The 17,074-nt window shown below is 63.1% G+C and carries 11 protein-coding genes; 6 read left to right on the top strand and 5 right to left on the bottom strand.

What is annotated here, in order from left to right; translation table 11 throughout:
* The first annotated feature begins 59 nt into the window (after positions 1–59).
* Positions 60–3,224 carry an ABC transporter substrate-binding protein gene (locus tag ACZXDY_RS29785; RefSeq protein WP_464347965.1) on the top strand — a complete coding sequence of 1,055 codons (3,165 nt, stop codon included), beginning with the start codon at positions 60–62 and terminating at the stop codon, positions 3,222–3,224.
* A 70-nt stretch (positions 3,225–3,294) separates the two neighbouring features.
* Here the strand turns inward: ACZXDY_RS29785 and ACZXDY_RS29780 are convergent, their stop codons facing one another.
* From ACZXDY_RS29780 to ACZXDY_RS29770, 3 genes are all read right to left on the bottom strand, one after another.
* On the bottom strand, positions 3,295–5,481 hold the full coding sequence (locus ACZXDY_RS29780; RefSeq protein ID WP_464347964.1) for a PQQ-dependent dehydrogenase, methanol/ethanol family: 2,187 nt from the start codon (positions 5,479–5,481) through the stop codon (positions 3,295–3,297).
* Positions 5,482–5,735: 254 nt separating this feature from the next.
* On the bottom strand, positions 5,736–6,296 hold the full coding sequence (locus ACZXDY_RS29775) for a carboxymuconolactone decarboxylase family protein (RefSeq protein ID WP_028166586.1): 561 nt from the start codon (positions 6,294–6,296) through the stop codon (positions 5,736–5,738).
* Positions 6,297–6,411: 115 nt separating this feature from the next.
* Complete coding sequence (locus tag ACZXDY_RS29770; RefSeq protein ID WP_464347963.1) at positions 6,412–6,876, bottom strand: Lrp/AsnC family transcriptional regulator; 465 nt, start codon at positions 6,874–6,876, stop codon at positions 6,412–6,414.
* A 161-nt stretch (positions 6,877–7,037) separates the two neighbouring features.
* On the opposite strand from ACZXDY_RS29770, the gene ACZXDY_RS29765 reads away from it, so the two are divergent.
* Complete coding sequence (locus tag ACZXDY_RS29765) at positions 7,038–8,051, top strand: 1-aminocyclopropane-1-carboxylate deaminase (RefSeq protein WP_464347962.1); 1,014 nt, start codon at positions 7,038–7,040, stop codon at positions 8,049–8,051.
* A gap of 209 nt (positions 8,052–8,260) precedes the next feature.
* The gene (locus ACZXDY_RS29760) at positions 8,261–9,535 is read left to right on the top strand and encodes a S1C family serine protease (protein WP_464347961.1); all 1,275 of its coding nucleotides are present in this window, start codon (positions 8,261–8,263) and stop codon (positions 9,533–9,535) included.
* Between the two features lie 228 nt (positions 9,536–9,763).
* Here the strand turns inward: ACZXDY_RS29760 and ACZXDY_RS29755 are convergent, their stop codons facing one another.
* Both ACZXDY_RS29755 and recQ read right to left on the bottom strand, forming a co-directional pair.
* Positions 9,764–10,705, bottom strand: coding sequence for a metallophosphoesterase (locus ACZXDY_RS29755; protein WP_464347960.1), 942 nt, complete (start codon positions 10,703–10,705; stop codon positions 9,764–9,766).
* Positions 10,706–10,758: 53 nt separating this feature from the next.
* Positions 10,759–12,621: a DNA helicase RecQ gene (gene recQ, locus ACZXDY_RS29750; protein WP_464347959.1), complete on the bottom strand. Its 1,863-nt coding sequence runs from the start codon at positions 12,619–12,621 to the stop codon at positions 10,759–10,761.
* A 107-nt stretch (positions 12,622–12,728) separates the two neighbouring features.
* On the opposite strand from recQ, the gene ACZXDY_RS29745 reads away from it, so the two are divergent.
* The 3 genes from ACZXDY_RS29745 to ACZXDY_RS29735 are packed head-to-tail and all read left to right on the top strand — an operon-like array spanning position 12,729 to position 16,788.
* Positions 12,729–14,078 carry a cytochrome c gene (locus tag ACZXDY_RS29745; protein ID WP_464347958.1) on the top strand — a complete coding sequence of 450 codons (1,350 nt, stop codon included), beginning with the start codon at positions 12,729–12,731 and terminating at the stop codon, positions 14,076–14,078.
* Entirely contained in the window at positions 14,075–14,569 is a 495-nt protein-coding gene (locus ACZXDY_RS29740) for a (2Fe-2S)-binding protein (RefSeq protein WP_028168700.1), read from the top strand. Before ACZXDY_RS29745 ends, ACZXDY_RS29740 begins: the two co-directional genes overlap by 4 nt.
* Complete coding sequence (locus ACZXDY_RS29735; RefSeq protein WP_464347957.1) at positions 14,566–16,788, top strand: xanthine dehydrogenase family protein molybdopterin-binding subunit; 2,223 nt, start codon at positions 14,566–14,568, stop codon at positions 16,786–16,788. The genes ACZXDY_RS29740 and ACZXDY_RS29735 overlap by 4 nt, the downstream gene beginning before the upstream one ends.
* Positions 16,789–17,074: the final 286 nt, after the last annotated feature.

The raw sequence follows: 17,074 nt of genomic DNA, 5'->3' as shown, positions 1-17,074 counted from the left end.
ATTCGCGACTGAAGGGCAGGCATTGCCTGCGAGGCTGACATATGAGCGCAGGGCTCGACATGTCCGCAGCGCAAATGTTGCGTCATGGGCGCGACGTGCTGTTCGCGTTGTGCCTCGTGGTCGAACTTGTCTTCGGTCGGGTCACGCCGGCCCACGCGCTCGAACAGGTGTCGCTGCAATTGAAGTGGAAACATCAGTTCCAGTTCGCCGGGTATTACGCTGCGGTCGAGAAGGGATTTTATCGCGACAACGGCCTCGATGTCTCGGTTCGCGAAGGCGGCCCTGGCGTCGACGCGGGCCTCGAAGTGGCCAAAGGCGCTGCTGATTTCGGCGTGTGCACGACCAGCGTGCTCGTCAACAGCGCCGAACGCGCCAACAATGTCGTCCTCGCTGTGATCTTTCAGCACTCCGCGGCCATCATCCTGGTGCTGCACCGCGCCGGCATCCATGCGGTCTCCGAGTTGAAGGGCCACGCTTTGATGGATGCCCCCGGCAGCGACGACATCGCGGCGATGCTGAAGCACGAGGGGGTCGGCTACGCGGACCTGCCCCGCATCGCCCATTCCGGGAATCCGCGTGATCTGCTCAGCGGCAAGGCCGATGCGATGGTCGCCTACAGCACCAACGAGCCGTATTTGTTCGAAGAGTACGGCACGCCATATCTGGCCTTCTCGCCGCGCGCCTACGGGTTCGACTTTTACGGCGACAACCTCTGCACCTCAAAGCGCCAGATCGCAGCGCATCCGGAGCGCGTAGCAGCGTTTCGCGAGGCGAGCTTGAGGGGGTGGGCCTATGCGCTCGCCCACAAGGAGGAGATCGCCGATCTGATACGAGGCAAGTACGCCGCGCAAAAAACTCAGAAGGCGCTGCTGTTCGAGGCCGCGCGGACCGAGCTGCTGATCGAGCCGCATCTCACGCCGATCGGTCAGCAGAGTGTCGCGCGCTGGAACGCCATCGCGCGCGCCTATGTCGACCTCGGCATGTTGGATGAAGCGAAGCTCCCGGAAGGCCTGATCTATGCGTCTGACGATCAATCATGGCGATCGCAGATGCGGGATCCGAGACCGTGGGTCTTCCTTGCGGTCGTTGCTGCCATCCTGCTGAGCCGGATTCTTTATCGCCGGATCGCGCCCGCAATCGGTGCGCTGCGACTGAGCGCGGCGATGTCGGGATTGTTCGTCCTCCTCAGCATTCCCGCGCTGATATTCATCCTGGCCTACAATTACTGGCAAAACTCGGCCACGATCAATGCGACGCTGAACGACGTCGTGGCCAAGACCAAGCGGGCCAGCATCGATGACGCCCGAGGCCTGATCAATCCGGTCGAGGCCACGCTGGAATTGCTCGCCTCCTTCGCCGCGGAAGATCCCGAGATATTCAAAAAGGAGGAGAGCCGCGAGTTGCTCCACGAGGCGCTTACATCGGCGCCGCAGATCGATGCGGTCTATGTCAGCTTGGAGGACGGCTATCATCGGGTTGTGACCCGCATCGACGATGACCGCCGGCGCTCCGATTCCAAGATTCCGGCGACAGCGAACTGGCATTCCGGCTATATCGACAGCTTCTCCGGCTCGCCGCGACGGGTCCGGCACCGCACGTTCTACGATACGTGGCCCCACGTCGTAGGGAGTTATGACGTTGGGACAATCGAGGACATCAGGACCCTTGCGGGTTACCAGGCGGCGAAAGATGCCCGCGCACTGATCATCGAGGGGCCTAGGCCAAATCCGGACACCGGCTTTCCGGTCATCATTGTGAGAGTCCCGATCATCAAGGACGGCGCGTTCGTTGGCTGTGCTTCGGCAAATATCACGCTCAACGTGCTGTCGCAGTTTCTCACCAGCCATCGCGCCAGCCCGCGCAGCACCACCGTGATCGCCAATCCGACCGATGGCACGATCATCTCTTATCCTGACCCGAAGAAAGGCGTGAGACTGGAGAACGACCGCCTGGAAATGGCCAGGCTGGATACGATTGACGACCCCAATGTGCGCGAGGCTCATCGGCTACAGAGCGATACCAATCGCGACGATTTCCTGTTCCGATCGCCGCAGGGCGGCGAAGAGATCAGCGCCTCATTTGCCCGCTTTCCAGGAAGTTTCGGCAAACCGTGGGAGGTTATCACCCTGACGCCGACCGATGATTTTATCGGGACCCTCAAGCGAACGAACAGGCAGATGGTCGCCCTGATCGCCGCTCTCACCGGCATCGAGTTGCTGCTGATCCATTTCTTCTCCCGCAGATTGTCACGGCCGATCGAATGCGTGTCGCAGGACTTGCGGTCAGTGGAGGACCTGACGTTCTCGCACGGGGTCGCGACGCCATCAAAGATCAAGGAGATCAAGGAACTCCAAACCGCCGTCAAGCTGTTCGAGACGTCGCTGCGCTCCTTCTCTTCGTTCGTACCGCTGGGCATAGTCAGGAATCTGATCAAGACGGGGACCCCGCTGACGCTCGGTGTGGAACAGCGCTTCATGACGGTGCTTTTCACCGACCTGAAGGACTTTTCCACCCTGTCGGAGCAAATGGCGCCGAATGATCTCCTCGCGCAACTTTCGCACTATTTCGAAGTCGTCTCGCACGCGATAGCGGAGGAGTCCGGTACGGTCGACAAGTTCATCGGTGACGGCATCATGGCGTTTTGGGGCGCTCCGGTCCATCGCGACGACGATGTGTTGCGTGGCTGCTGTGGCGCGATGCGGGCGACGAGGCGAATGGAACAGCTCAATGCGGACTGGAGCAAGCAGGGGCGACCGTCACTGCATCTTCGGATCGGGCTGCATTGCGCCGAGGTGCTTGTCGGCAATGTCGGTTCAAGCGAGCGGCTCAGCTACACGGTGATGGGAGACGGAGTGAACGTTGCGGCGCGACTGGAGGGCATCAACAAGAATTTCGGAACCACGATCTGCATCAGCGACAGCGTGGTCGAGGCTGTCGGGCCGGAAATCGTGGCAAGGCCGATCAGAAAGGTTCAGGTCAAGGGTCGCAAGCGGGAGTTCATGATCTATGAGCTTCTGGGCATCAAGGCCAGCGACGATCCGGAGCTACAGGCGTCGGACAATGCAGCCAGACTGTGCGATTTGACGTGGGACGCCTCGTTACATTTCGAGCGAGGTGAATTCGATCAAGCCGCCCGCTGCTACGAGGGTATTTTGACTGCCTTCCCCGATGATCCAGTTGCAAAGTCGCTGCTCGCGATGTGCTCGGCAAAGGCATCGGCTTAGTCCAGGCTCTTGGACGGAGTCAATTCGGGCGGCGCGCCGCCGTTCAGAGGCGCAACTGGCTTAAGGCTAACTAATTGCGCTTCGGCCTGATGGCGTCGGCGGTACCCTGGATGAAGGCCTGGATTTTCACAACGTCCGCTTCCGTCAGCTTGCCGGTGAAATCAGGCATGCCTTTGTCGCGGAACGGACCGTGGAAGAGAATGTCCTTCAGATTGGCGATCTCTTCGGCCGGAACGTAGCCGAGATTTCTAATGTTGCCTCCGGGGCCGACACCAGGCACGCCGTGGCAGGCTGCACACGCCGCCGCGACATAGATGGCACCGCCTTCCCTCACATCCTTCGGATCGTACTTCACGCCCTGCAGGAGACCTTCGGTCTGGTACTTCACGAACTCCGGTAGTTTCGCCTTGCCGCCCAGCGCAAATGTATAGACCGTTCCCGGGTTCTGGTACTCGGTCACTCGCTGAGAAATGCCGAAAGCGCCGCCCCAGCCGACCGCAATCGAGACATACTGTATGTCATCGATCATGTAAGTTGCGGGAGCCGCGACCACGCCGTTGCCGGTCGGGGTTTCCCACAGCTTGGTTCCCTTTGCTGCGTCATAGGCGACAAAGCGGCCATCCGCCGTCCCCTGGAAGACCAGGTTGCCCGCGGTGGTCAGAGTACCGCCGTTCCACGGCGAGACGTGCTCGACCCGCCAGACTTCCCTTTGATGCGCCGGATCCCAAGCGAGCAGACGTCCGAATGCGGACGATTTCGGAGGTGTGCTGTTGAAAACGAAGCCGATATTCCCGCCCAGTATGGAGCCAACCTTGCCCGGCGCAGCCGCATTCTGCGTAAACGACTTTTCCGGCGTCACACTAACCGGTATGTGCTGCACCGGAATGTAGACGAGGCCGGTCTGGGGATTGAACGACATTGGATGCCAATTGTGAGCTCCGTCTGGCCCGGGAATGGAGTCGTATGGACCGTCGCCGCGCGCAGCCGGCAACTCGATCGGCCGCCCGTTGGCGTCGTATCCCGTCGCCCAATTCACATCGACGAAGTTCTTCGCCGAGATAAACTTGCCGTTGGTACGATCGATAACGAAGAAGAAGCCATTCTTCGGCGCGTGCAAGATCACTTTACGCAGTACACCGTCGATCATGATGTCGGCGAGGATCATCGGCTGGGTTGACGTGTAGTCCCAATTATCGCCGGGCGTCTCCTGGTAGTGCCAGATATATTGGCCGGTGTCGGCGTTGAGCGCGACGAGCGAGGCGAGGTAGAGATTATCGCCGCCCGACGGACTGCGGAATTTGCGATTCCAGGGAGAACCATTTCCAGTACCGATATAGACCATGTTCAAGTCGGGATCGAACGTGATCGTGTCCCACGGAGTCCCGCCGCCACCGTTGATCCAGTATTTGCCTGCCGGGTCCCAGGTCTTGGCCGCGGCTTCCATCGAAGCGTCTTCAAACGGCTTCGATGGATCCCCGGGCACAGTGAACCAGCGCCAGAGTTGATTACCTGTCTCGGTGTCGTAGGCCGTGACATACCCGCGCGCACCGTACTCGGCGCCGCTCTGGCCGATCACGACCTTGCCGTTGAACGCGCGAGGCGCGCCGGTGATCGTATAGGAATGCGCGTGGTCGATCAGCGTATCTTTTTCCCAGACCTTCGCGCCGGTCGCGGCATCTAGCGCGATCAGGCGCCCGTCATAGGCCCCCACAAATACCTTGCCCCTGTAAATGGCGACGCCACGGTTGACCACGTCGCAGCAGCCCTTGTAGCCCTTTGACCGGTCGACACCTGGATCGAACGACCAGAGTTTTTTTCCGGTCCGCGCGTCAATCGCATGGACCACGCTCCAAGACGCCGACTGAAACATGATGCCGTCGACGACGACGGGTGTCGCCTCGACACCGCGCGATGATTCAAGATTGTAGCTCCAGACCAGCCCAAGATTCTTCACGTTGTCGGTGTTGATCTGATTGAGCTTGCTGAACCGCGTTTCGGCGTAGTCGAGGCCGATGGTTGGCCAGTCCTTGGATGTTGTGGCGTTTGCCTTGATGAAGTTGCTGTCGACCGCCGAGGTACTCGCCTTGATGCGGTCGAGCGTCGCGCTGGTGATGCTCTGCGCCGATGCGTTGAAAGGGAGAGAAAGACCAAGGAGAACCGCAAGAACAACTTTTATGTCACTGGAGGAACTGTGGATCTTGAACCGATATCCCGGTGTCGTCCCTGGCCATTCGCCCTTCAAGTTTGATAGCGCCATGTGTCGTCCCTGGCCTACGCCTTGCGCTGGTTGATATGGCGTATTCAAACTGCCTTCCCGCTACGGCACTATTTCAGTCTCCCGAAAAACGGTTGCAGTTGTAGGCGTGCGGCCATCACATGGCGGGGACTGCCGATGCCGTAGCCCTGGTGGAGCGTTAGCGTAACCCGGGGCTGCTCGTCGTGTTGATACGGATGTCCCGGGTTTCGCGTTCGTTCCACCCGGGCTACGCAGAGAGACGAACTCGGCTCTCGTCAATCCGGCACCGGCACGTCGAACGTGTTCAGCGTGACAGAGACCATGCAGTAGACGCCGACGAGATAAGACAGCTCGGCTGCGCCGTGCTCGCCGAACTCCTGCACCGCTGCGCGATAGGTCAATTCCGGCAGCACGCCGCCGTTCACGAGCGCCGAAGCCATATCATAGGCGACCGCTTCCTGCCGCGTCAGGTCGAGCGGGCGCTGGCCGGCGACGATGGTGGCGAGCTTTTCGTCGGAGAGGCCGCGCGCCTCGGCGACCAGCACATGGGCATAGAGCTCATAGCCCGAGCGGAAATGCGATCCGGTGACGAGGATCGCGACCTCGCGCACCGGTGCCGGCAGCAGCGGGTTCGAGGCGACGGCCTTCACCAAATCCCACACCGGCTTGCCGAATCTCGGCTCGCGGAGCCAGGGATTCCAGGGGCCGAGCAGCGCGCCGTCGGCGCGCATGTTCACGAAGCCCTTGAAATGGCGTTCGATGCCCTTGCGCATGTCATCGTAGAGCGGCTTCTGCTCGTCGGTCAGCTCGGTCGGATCGAGGATGGGAAGGCGCATGGCAAAGCTCCTCTTTCTGATGAAAGCCCAAAGAAGAGGGAGCGTCGCGTCCATGGCGGCACGAAGCAAGTGAAGTTGCCGTGACATGCGATCGGCAAGATGCGGCCGATCCGGTTCAAAACTCCAGCGGTGCATTGTCCACCACCTCCTTCATCACGAAGAAGGTTCGCGTCTGCCGGACGCCAGGCAGCGCGATCAATTGCTCGCCGTGGATGCGGTTGAAATCTTCCATGTCGCCGACGCGGATTTTCAGGAAGTAGTCGAAGTCGCCGGCGACGAGGTGACAGTCGAGGACGAATTTGAGCTTCGCGATCGCCTGCTCGAAGGACGCAAAGCTTTCGGGCGTGGAGCGATCGAGCACGACGCCAACCATGACGAGCGCGCCCTTGTCCACCTTGCGTGGGGCGACGATCGCGCGGACTTCCTTCACGAAGCCTTCCTCGAACAGGCGCTGGGTGCGGCGGTGACAGGTGGCGGGGCTGACGCCGGCCTTCTCGGCCAGTTCGGCGTTGCTCAACCGGCCGTTCTTCTGCAGCAATCGCAGGATCTTGAGGTCGATGCGATCGAGCTTGGCAGTCATGGAAGATTCTTTCATTATTTGGCCGGTCTGTGAGAGAAGTGGCGGTATGAGCGCACATTTGGCCTAGCAGAGCATAAAGCAGTCAATCGAAATAGAGAGCACCTTTCGCGCAGCCGGTGCTAGGAATCCGCATCGAGACCACGCCATCAAGGGGGACCACGATGCTGGAAAAATTCGCGCGCTATCCGCTCACCTTCGGGCCGACACATATCGAGAAACTGGAGCGGCTGTCGAAGCATCTCGGTGGCAAGGTCGAAATCTTTGCCAAGCGCGAGGACTGCAATTCGGGGCTCGCCTTCGGCGGCAATAAATTGCGCAAGCTGGAATACATCATTCCTGATGCGATCGCGTCCAACGCTGACACGCTGGTCTCGATCGGCGGCGTGCAGTCGAACCACACCCGCATGGTCGCGGCCGTCGCCGCCAAGCTCGGCATGAAGTGCCGCCTGGTGCAGGAAAGCTGGGTGCCGCATGAGGACGCGGTTTATGATCGCGTCGGCAACATCCTGCTCAGCCGCGTGATGGGCGCCGACGTGCGGCTGGTCGATGACGGCTTTGATATCGGCATCCGCAAGAGCTGGGAGCAGGCGATCGAGGAGGTGAAGGCCGCGGGCGGCAAGCCCTATGCGATTCCGGCTGGCGCCTCCGTGCACAAATATGGCGGGCTTGGCTATGTCGGCTTCGCCGAGGAGGTGCGGGCGCAGGAGAAGCAGCTGGGCTTCAGCTTCGACTACATCGTTGTCTGCACCGTGACCGGCTCGACCCATGCCGGCATGCTGGTCGGCTTCGCCGCCGACGGCCGCGCGCGAAACGTGATCGGCATCGATGCCTCCTTCACGCCGGCGCAGACGAAGTCGCAGGTGCTCTCGATCGCACGCAATACCGCCGCTCTCGTCGAGCTCGGCCGCGAGATCGTCGAGGACGATGTGGTGCTGCTCGAGGATTACGCCTATCCCGCCTACGGCGTGCCGTCGGACGCGACCAAGGAAGCGATCCGGCTGTGTGCACGGCTGGAAGGCATGATCACCGACCCCGTCTATGAGGGCAAATCCATGCAGGGCATGATCGACCTCGTGCAGAAAGGCTTCTTCCCGGCCGGCTCACGTGTGCTCTACGCCCATCTCGGCGGCGTGCCGGCGATCAATGGGTATGCTTACACGTTCCGAAATGGGTGACGGCATCCACCCCACTGCCGTAGCCCGGATGGAGCGTTGGCGCGCCCGCGGCATGAGGCCCCGGATTGCGCTTCGCTCCATCCGGGCTACGGGAAACACTTTGTGGTTGACGGATTTTGATTCAAAGAACAAAATAGGAACATTGCGCGCACAACTTGCGGATGACTTGCGAAGCTTCCTATGATGGGGCGCTGGCTGGGGAGTGGAGTATGAGGTTTGCGATCAGCGCGGTTGTCGCGGCCGCGTGCGTTGTTTTGTCCGTGACGTCGTCGCATGCGCGCGGGCCGTATGGCTCGATCACGATAGGCAACTGGCAGGGCGGCGCCTATACCGACGACAACAGCGGCAACTTCACTCATTGCGCCGCCGGTGCCTCCTATCAGAGCGGCATCTATTTTCTGGTCCTGATCGACGCCCGCGGCAATTGGCGCCTGGGATTTTCCCATCAGGGCTGGCGGTTGACGGCCGGCGAATCCTTTCCGATGACGCTGACCTTTGACGGCCAGCAGCCCTTCAACGTGCATGGGCGGCCGCTTGGGGCACAGCTCGTGGCGGTCGACATGCCGCTCAATTCGTCGCTGATCAATCAATTCCGCAAGGCGCGGACGATGAGCGCGTTCGCCGAGGGCCAGCTCTTCCAGTTCAACCTGAACCAGACCGCGCAGCTATTGCCCGCGCTGGTCACTTGCGTCGAAAGCGTCAGGAAGAATGGGCTCGCCAATGCCGGTGAGTTCGCGGTCGCACCGCCGAAGCCGGCCCCATCAACGCCGGCCGCGCCGAGTGCCGCCGCACCCAATGCTGCCGCACCGAAGCAGGCCAGGGGCCAGACCGGGACCGGCATCGTGATCTCCAGCAATGGTCACGTGGTCACCAATCATCATGTCATCGATGGCTGCGGCGAGATCACGGGCAATCTCAGCGGCGAGGCGCCCGTCAAGCTGCGGCTGGTTTCCAGCGACGAGACCAACGACCTCGCACTGCTGCAGGCGCCGACCCCGTTCAAGGAGGCTGCGGTCATCAGGGAAAACTCCGTGCAAACCGGGGACGGCGTGATCGCGATCGGCTATCCCTTTCACGGGCTCTTGACGTCCGATTTCACCGTGACCACCGGCATCGTCAGTTCGCTGAGCGGCATCTTCAACGACACCCGCCATTTGCAGATCAGCGCGGCGGTGCAGCCGGGCAATAGCGGCGGGCCGCTGCTCGACTTCACCGGCGCTTTGGTCGGCGTGGTCGCAGCCAAGCTGAACGCGCTCAAGGTCGCGCGGGCGACCGGCAACATCCCTGAGAATATCAACTTCGCCATCAAGACCGGCGCGCTCAGGGACTTCCTCGACAACAGCGTCGTGATGTACCGGGTGACCGAGCGGCGCGAGATGAAGAAGGAGACGGCCGAGATCGCCAAAAGTGCCCGCGGCTTCACGCTTCTGATCTCCTGCACGGCGAATGAGCAAAACGCCAGCGCGAAGAAGCCGGGCAATTAGTCCAACGCATGATTCGAATCAGGTTGAACCGTAGCCGCGGTGAAGCTGCGCTCCCTCTCCCGCTTGCGGGGGAGGGCTGGGGTGGGGGTGCCTCCGCATTGGGACTCCCCGAGTGGAGAGAGCCCCACCCGGCGCTTGCGCGCCGACCTCCCCCGCAAGCGGGAGAGGTGAAGCCAATCCGTAACCGCTTCAATCTGATCGGCTCTCGCTCTGACGCGCGCCTGCGCGTCACCCCGCCCGTCGCAACGTGTGCAGCGTGATCTCCGCCGGGCAGTTGAGGCGGACCGGCAGCAGGCTGGTGCCGGCGCCCACCGAGGTGTAGCCGGCCATCTTGCCGTAGCGCCAGGCGCCGGCGCCGAACTTGCGCGGCAGCCAGGCTTCGAGCTTGATCGCGATGCCGCCGGGCAGGCAGAGCTGGCCGCCATGGGTGTGCCCGCTCAGCATCAGATCAAAGCTTGCGGCTGCCGCCGCCCGGTACACTTCCGGCGTATGCGAAAGCAGGATTGAGAAGGCGTCGTCTGGAATCGGAGCGGCGGCCTTGCCGATGTCGTCGGCGCGATAGAAATGCGCATCGTCGACGCCGGCGAGATAGATCGCTTCATCGCCGCGCCGGATCGCCTCGCACTCGTTGAACAACATCTGGATGCCCATTGCCTCCAATGCCGGCGTCATTCGGATCGAATCGTGATTGCCGAGGATGCCGTAGACCGGCGGCTTCAAAGCCGCGATCACCGGCGCAAGATAGTCAAGGCTCTTGTCGAAGGGACCAAAGGTCTGGCCGCGATAGTCACCGGTCAGCACGCAGATGTCGTAGGCGAGATCGGCGACCATGCCGGGCAGCCGCCGCATGGCGCCAGCGCTCATGTCGGCGTGCAGGTCGCTGATATGCAGGAGAGTGAAACCGTCAAAGCTCTTCGGCAGCACGGTCGAGGCAAGTTCGTTGCGCCTGATGCACACGAGGTCCGCGTTCTGCCGCGCGCGGCCGTACAGCCCGGTGACTTTCAGCGCCGTTGCGATCACGCGCGGCGCAAGCAGCGAGTTCTCCAGGTTGAAGAACAGCGTACCCTGGCCGAACAGTTGAGCCTCATGCTCGGTCTCGTCGTTCAGCCGCCGCCGGACATGCTCGGCGCCGATCCGCTTGATCAAGTCCTGAAGGCCCAATTCGTGCATGGCTGCCACCATAGCAAACGGGGATGTCGCCGCCTAACGCCGAGATCTGGCGCTCACCCTTCGGTCGTCCGTACCAGAGCGACCAACTCGTCGCCGTAATGCTCGAGCTTCTTGTCGCCGATTCCGGCGATGCCGCGAAGCCGGTCGAGCGTCGTCGGGCGCACGGCGGCGATGCCGTCGATGGTGGAATCGTGCAGCACGACATAGGCCGGCACGCCCCGCTGCCGCGCCACCTCGGAACGCCAGACGCGCAGCGCGGCATGAAGCGCGGGGTTCGCTGCCTTGCCCTGGCCGGTCGCGACCGGCGCTAGCTCGCCGCGCCGCGACTTGGAACGAACGGCGCGGTTGCGCGCGCCTTCCGCCTGCTCGCGCAAGAGAACTTCAGTCTCGCCCTTGAGGACGCCGCGCGCGCTCTCCGTCAGTTTCAGCGCGCCGAAAGCCTCGCCGTCGGCCCAAAGATGCCCCATCGCGACAAGCTGGCGCAGCACCGCGCGCCACTGCTTCTCGTTGAGCTCGCGGCCGACGCCGAACACCGAGAGCTTGTCGTGCCCAAACTGGGTCACGCGCTCAGTAAGGCGGCCGACCAGCACGTCGATCAGGTGCATGGCGCCGAAGCGCTGGCCGGTGCGGTAGACGCAGGACAGCATTTTCTGCGCCAGGATCTTGCCGTCGCGGACGCGCGGCGGGGACAGGCAATTGTCGCAATTGCCGCAATTCTCTTCTGTCAGCGTCTCGCCGAAATAGGCCAGCAGGCGCCGCCGGCGGCAGCCCACGGTTTCCGCCAGCGCCACCAGCGAATCGAGCTTGCCGATCGAGACGCGCTTATAGGCATCCGAACCGGTGGACTCGTCGATCATGCGGCGCTGCTGCACGATATCGGAGAGGCCATAAGCCATCCACGCGCTGGACGCCTTGCCGTCGCGCCCCGCACGGCCGGTCTCCTGGTAATAGGCTTCGATGCTCTTCGGCAGATCGAGATGGGCGACGAAGCGCACGTCCGGCTTGTCGATGCCCATCCCGAAAGCAACCGTGGCGACGACGACGATGCCGTCCTCATTGATGAAGCGATCCTGGTTGCGTGCGCGCACGCTGGGCTCCAGCCCGGCGTGATAAGGCAGCGCCGGGATGCCGGCCGCGCTGAGCGAGGCTGCGACGTCCTCCACCTTGGCGCGCGACAGGCAATAGACCACGCCGGCCTCGCCCGCATGCCGCTCGGTGATGAACGCCTTCAACTGCGCCATCGAATTCACCTTGTCGATGATCTCGTAGCGGATGTTCGGTCGGTCGAAACTCGACACGAAGCGCGGCGCGTCGGTGAGTGACAGCCGTTCGGCGATCTCCTCGCGGGTCAGTTCGTCGGCGGTCGCGGTGAGCGCCATCCGCGGCACGTCGGGAAAGCGCTCGGCGATCACGGAAAGGCCGATATATTCGGGCCGGAAATCATGGCCCCATTGCGAGACGCAATGCGCCTCGTCGATCGCAAACAGCGCGATCTTCGCCTGCGCGAGCAGACTGAGGCAGCGCGGCGTCACCAGCCGCTCCGGCGCGACGTAGAGCAGATCGAGATCGCCTGCGATCAGGCGGCGCTCGACTTCGTTGGCTTCCTGCGGCGACAGCGTCGAGTTCAGCACCGCCGCGTTGACACCGGCCTCGGTGAGGCCCGCGACCTGGTCGCGCATCAACGCGATCAGCGGCGAGACCACGATGCCGCAGCCCTCGCGCAGCAGCGACGGCAACTGGTAGCAGAGCGATTTGCCGCCGCCGGTCGGCATCAGCACCAGGCAATTGCCGCCATCGGTCACATGCCGAACGATCTCTTCCTGCGCGCCCCGGAACGCGGTGAGGCCGAACACGGAATTGAGCACGGCAAGCGCATCGCTGGTCTCGCCGGACGGACGGTTGAGGACAGAATCCATGTCGGTTTCAGACGCAGTCAACAAGCGGTGATCGGGAGCCCCGCCGGCGAACGATGCCGGGATATCCGTGTTAAAACACGGTCCAACCACAAACTCAAATGGCCGGCATGGCGAGATCGCCACGGATCATCGCAGGCATTGTCGCTGTCGCGCTGGCCGCAGGCGCAGCGGCGGCCTTTGCGATCGTGTGGCAACCCGCAATCGCCGCGATCGAACCGCCGCCACCGGCATCGTTCGATCCGGCCGTTGTCAAGCGTGGCCGCGAGCTCGCTGCACTGGGAAATTGCAGTAGCTGTCACACCGTGCGTGGCGGCCGGGATTTTGCCGGCGGCGTGCCGGTCCCGACCCCGTTCGGTGTGGTCTTCTCCTCCAACATCACGCCGGATCCGGAGACCGGCATCGGCAGGTGGTCGGAAGAGGCTTTCGGGCGTGCCATGAGCAGCGGCGTCAATCGCGAGGGCCAGCATCTCTATCCGACCTTCCCCTATGACCACTTCACCAATGTCACCGATGAGGACGACCGGGCGCTTTATGCGTTCCTGATGACCCGGCCGCCGGTGCATGCGGTGGCCCGGCCGAACGAACTCGTCTTTCCGCTGGATCAGCGGCCCATCATCGCCGGATGGAAACTGCTGTTCCTGCGCCGCGAGACATTCCAGCCGGATCCGGCAAAGAGCGCCGAATGGAACCGCGGCGCCTATCTGGTCGACGGCCTCGCCCATTGCGGCGCCTGCCACACACCGCGCAATGCGCTGGGCGCCGAGCGCGTGAACGCGCAGTTTGCCGGCGGCGAGGCCGACAATTGGCACGCTTATGCCCTTAACGACCGCGCGCATGCGCCGGTGCCGTGGAACACGGAGTCGCTTTATGCCTATTTGCGCGACGGCTGGCATCCCGATCATGGCACCGCGCGCGGGCCGATGGCGGAGGTGGTGAGCAACCTCTCCACGGTGCCCGACACCGACGTGCGCGCCATCGCCATCTATATGATGGACGTCTCCGGCGCGGCGAAGCCGGAACGCGATCGCAGCGCTGTGCTCGCCCAAGCCGAATCAGCACCGGCGCAAGGAGACCCGACGGGTGCCGCGATCTACGTCGCGGCCTGCGCCTCCTGCCATGAATCCGGCCGGCCGCTGCCTTATGGCGGCGTCAACCTTGCGCTGAGCACTGCGGTCACCAGTCCTGATCCCCGCAACCTCGCCAATCTCATTTTGGCCGGCGTTCCGGCGGTGGCGAGCGAACGCAGTCCGATCATGCCGGGCTTCGCCGACAGCATGACCGACGCGCAGGTTACTTCGCTCCTCAATTACCTGCGCATGCGTTTCAGCAAGGAACAGCCCTGGACTGACGTTGAAAAGACCGTTGCGGATGCTCGCCGCACCCAGACCGCGCTTCTCCAGACTTCCATTGGGCCGCGCAATGCGCCGGCCGACCCTTCGCAGGGAGACCAGCCATGATGACATTGAAGGTCAACGGCCAGGAAAATCACATCGATGCCGATCCGGATACGCCGCTGCTCTACGTGCTGCGCGACGACCTGAAGCTCAACGCTGCCAAGTTCGGCTGCGGGCTCGGCCAATGCGGCTCGTGCACCGTCATCGTCGATGGCAAGGCCGTGCTGTCCTGCGTGACGCCGCTGGTGCTGCTCGAAGGCAAGCAGGTGACGACGCTGGAAGGTCTCGGCACCGTGTCCGCGCCGGCGCCGATCCAGCGCGCGTTCATGGAAGAGCAGGCGGCGCAATGCGGCTATTGCATCGCCGGCATGATGATGCGGGCGCAGGCGCTGCTGCTCAGGAATCCAAAGCCGACCGATGCGCAGATCCGTGCCGAGCTGCAACCCAATCTTTGCCGTTGCGGCACCCATATGCGCATCCTGCGCGCGGTGCATCGCGCCGCGCGATTGATGGATACGGCGGATGCATCCGCAAACGAGAGGAGCGGCCAATGAACGCGCCTGTCATCCTCGATCGCCGCCGCGTACTGCAGGGTGGCGGCGCCCTCGTTGTCAGCTTCTCGCTCGGCCGTGCATTCGCGGAAGAAGGAGCGCCGGCGGCTGCAAAGCGGCCGGGCAGCCTCGCGACCGCGCCCTATCTCGATTCCTGGCTCCGCATCGACGCCGATGGCCGCATCACCGCCTTCACCGGCAAGGTCGAGCTGGGGCAGGGATTCAAGACGGCGTTCCAGCAGATCGCCGCCGAACAGCTCGATGTGGCCTTCCAAGCGATCCACGTCGTCACCGCGGACACGCAACTCACGGCCAACGAGGGTTATACATCAGGCAGCCACTCGATGCAGGATTCCGGCACCGCGATCCTGAATGCCGCCGCGCAGGTACGCGAGCTCTTGATCGCGGAAGCGGCGAGACGGCTCGGTCTCGCCGGAGACAGCCTGAAGACCGAGAACGGCGCGGTGGTCGCGCCGGATGGCAGGCGGCTGACCTACGGCGAACTGGTTGCGGCCGACGTGCTCCATGTGCAGGCACAGCCGCAATCCAATTTGAAGGACCCTGCAACGTTCAAGATCATGGGACATGCGATGCCGCGCGTGGACATCCCGGCGAAAGTCACGGGCGGCGAAGCCTATGTGCAGGACATGCGGCTGCCTGACATGGTGCATGCGCGCGTGGTGCGGCCGCCGAGCTATGGCGCGCAGCTTGTCGAATGCGACAGCTCGGCCGTCGAGAAACTGCCCGGAGTCGTCAAGGTGGTGCGCGATGGCAATTTCCTTGCGGTGGTCGCGGACAAGGAATTTCAGGCGGTCAAGGCGATGAACGCGCTCGCCACCGCCGCGAAATGGAAGGAAAGCCCGAGCCTGCCAAGGCAGGATGATCTGCTCAATGTGATCACGAGCCTGCCTTCCCAGGATTCCACTATCCTCAATCGCAGCGATCCTTCCGTCTCCGGCCAAAAGACCGTCGAGGCCACTTACACGCGCCCCTATCAGTCGCATGGCTCGATCGGGCCATCCTGCGCGGTGGCGCATTTCGTCGGCGACGCGATGACGGTCTGGACGCACACCCAGGGCGTCTATCCCGACCGCCAGGCGATTGCGGAGATGCTGCGGATGCCGCCCGCGAGCGTTCGCCTGATCCATGTCGAGGGATCCGGCTGCTACGGCCATAACGGCGCCGACGATGTCGCGGCCGATGCCGCGTTGATCGCGCGGGCGCTGCCGGGGCGGCCGGTGCGCGTGCAATGGATGCGCGAGCAGGAACACGCCTGGGAGCCGTTCGGGCCGGCGATGGTGACGAAGCTGAGGGCCTCGCTCGACGCCGATGGCCGCATCGCCGACTGGAATTTTGCGGTGTGGAGCAACACCCATTCGATGCGGCCGGGCAAAGCCGGCACGCTGCTCGCCGCGCAGCACATGGCGCAGGGCTTTGCCGTTCCGCCGCCAAAGCCGTTGCCTTTGCCGGAAGGCGGCGGCGACCGCAACGCGATCCCGCTCTACAATTTTGCCAACGCGCACGTGGTGCATCATTTCATTCCAGCGATGCCGCTGCGGATTTCGGCGATGCGCGCGCTCGGCGCCTATCACAACGTGTTCTCGATCGAGAGCTTCATGGATGAGCTTGCCGGGCTCGCCGGCGCCGATGCGGTCGAGTTTCGCTTGCGGCATCTCCAGGACGCGCGCGGACGCGACGTCATCGAAAAGGCCGCGCAGGAATTTGGCTGGACGCGAGATCAGAAACCGCAAGCCGGCCGCGGCTACGGCTTTGCCTTCGCCCGTTACAAGAACCTTGCGGCCTATTGCGCCATCGCTTCGGAAGTCGAAGTCAATCGCGAGACCGGACGTGCGCGGCTGCTGCGCGCGGTCGCCGCTGTCGATTCCGGGCAGGTCGTCAATCCGGACGGGCTGACCAACCAGATCGAGGGCGCGATCATGCAATCGATGAGCTGGACGCTGTATGAGAGCGTCAGCTTCGACGACACCAGGATCACCAGCATCGACTGGCAGACCTATCCGATCCTGCGCTTCGACGCGGTGCCTGACCGCATCGATGTCCACATCATCAACCGCCCTGGCCAGCCGTTCCTCGGCAGCGGCGAGACCGGTCAGGGCCCCGCCGCAGCCTCGATCGCCAACGCCATCGCCCACGCCACCGGCAAACGTCTGCGCAACCTGCCGCTGACGCGCAGACGCATCAAAGACGCGATCGACGCGTGAGGGACGGGAATGCGAGAGACGAGATTTCGTCTCCGCTTGCTCGAACCCGCCTCTCCCCTTGTGGGAGAGGCCGCTTCGCATGCAGCGAAGCGGAATGCGATGCGGGTGAGGGGTCTCTCTCCACGCACTGAGCTCGCGGAGGCAGACCCCTCACCCGCATTTCCCGCTTGCGCGCGAAATGCGGCCTCTCCCACAAGGGGAGAGGCGGGAGCTTGAGTTCTGTGCGTCAAGTTCAGCAAAATTGATCATGGGGTCCGGCCAAGCCATCCCCTCGGAGCCGCCGTCG

Source organism: Bradyrhizobium sp. LeoB3 (genome assembly GCF_055456055.1).
The sequence above is the reverse complement of the archived record's forward strand: the minus strand, read 5'-3'. Positions and strand labels throughout refer to the sequence as shown.

Coding starts and splice junctions, on each gene's coding strand:
- ACZXDY_RS29785 (WP_464347965.1), top strand. CDS start 60: ATGTCCGCAGCGCAAATGTTGCGTCATGGGCGCGACGTGCTGTTCGCG.
- ACZXDY_RS29780 (WP_464347964.1), bottom strand. CDS start 5,481: ATGGCGCTATCAAACTTGAAGGGCGAATGGCCAGGGACGACACCGGGA.
- ACZXDY_RS29775 (WP_028166586.1), bottom strand. CDS start 6,296: ATGCGCCTTCCCATCCTCGATCCGACCGAGCTGACCGACGAGCAGAAG.
- ACZXDY_RS29770 (WP_464347963.1), bottom strand. CDS start 6,876: ATGACTGCCAAGCTCGATCGCATCGACCTCAAGATCCTGCGATTGCTG.
- ACZXDY_RS29765 (WP_464347962.1), top strand. CDS start 7,038: ATGCTGGAAAAATTCGCGCGCTATCCGCTCACCTTCGGGCCGACACAT.
- ACZXDY_RS29760 (WP_464347961.1), top strand. CDS start 8,261: ATGAGGTTTGCGATCAGCGCGGTTGTCGCGGCCGCGTGCGTTGTTTTG.
- ACZXDY_RS29755 (WP_464347960.1), bottom strand. CDS start 10,705: ATGCACGAATTGGGCCTTCAGGACTTGATCAAGCGGATCGGCGCCGAG.
- recQ (WP_464347959.1), bottom strand. CDS start 12,621: ATGGATTCTGTCCTCAACCGTCCGTCCGGCGAGACCAGCGATGCGCTT.
- ACZXDY_RS29745 (WP_464347958.1), top strand. CDS start 12,729: ATGGCGAGATCGCCACGGATCATCGCAGGCATTGTCGCTGTCGCGCTG.
- ACZXDY_RS29740 (WP_028168700.1), top strand. CDS start 14,075: ATGATGACATTGAAGGTCAACGGCCAGGAAAATCACATCGATGCCGAT.
- ACZXDY_RS29735 (WP_464347957.1), top strand. CDS start 14,566: ATGAACGCGCCTGTCATCCTCGATCGCCGCCGCGTACTGCAGGGTGGC.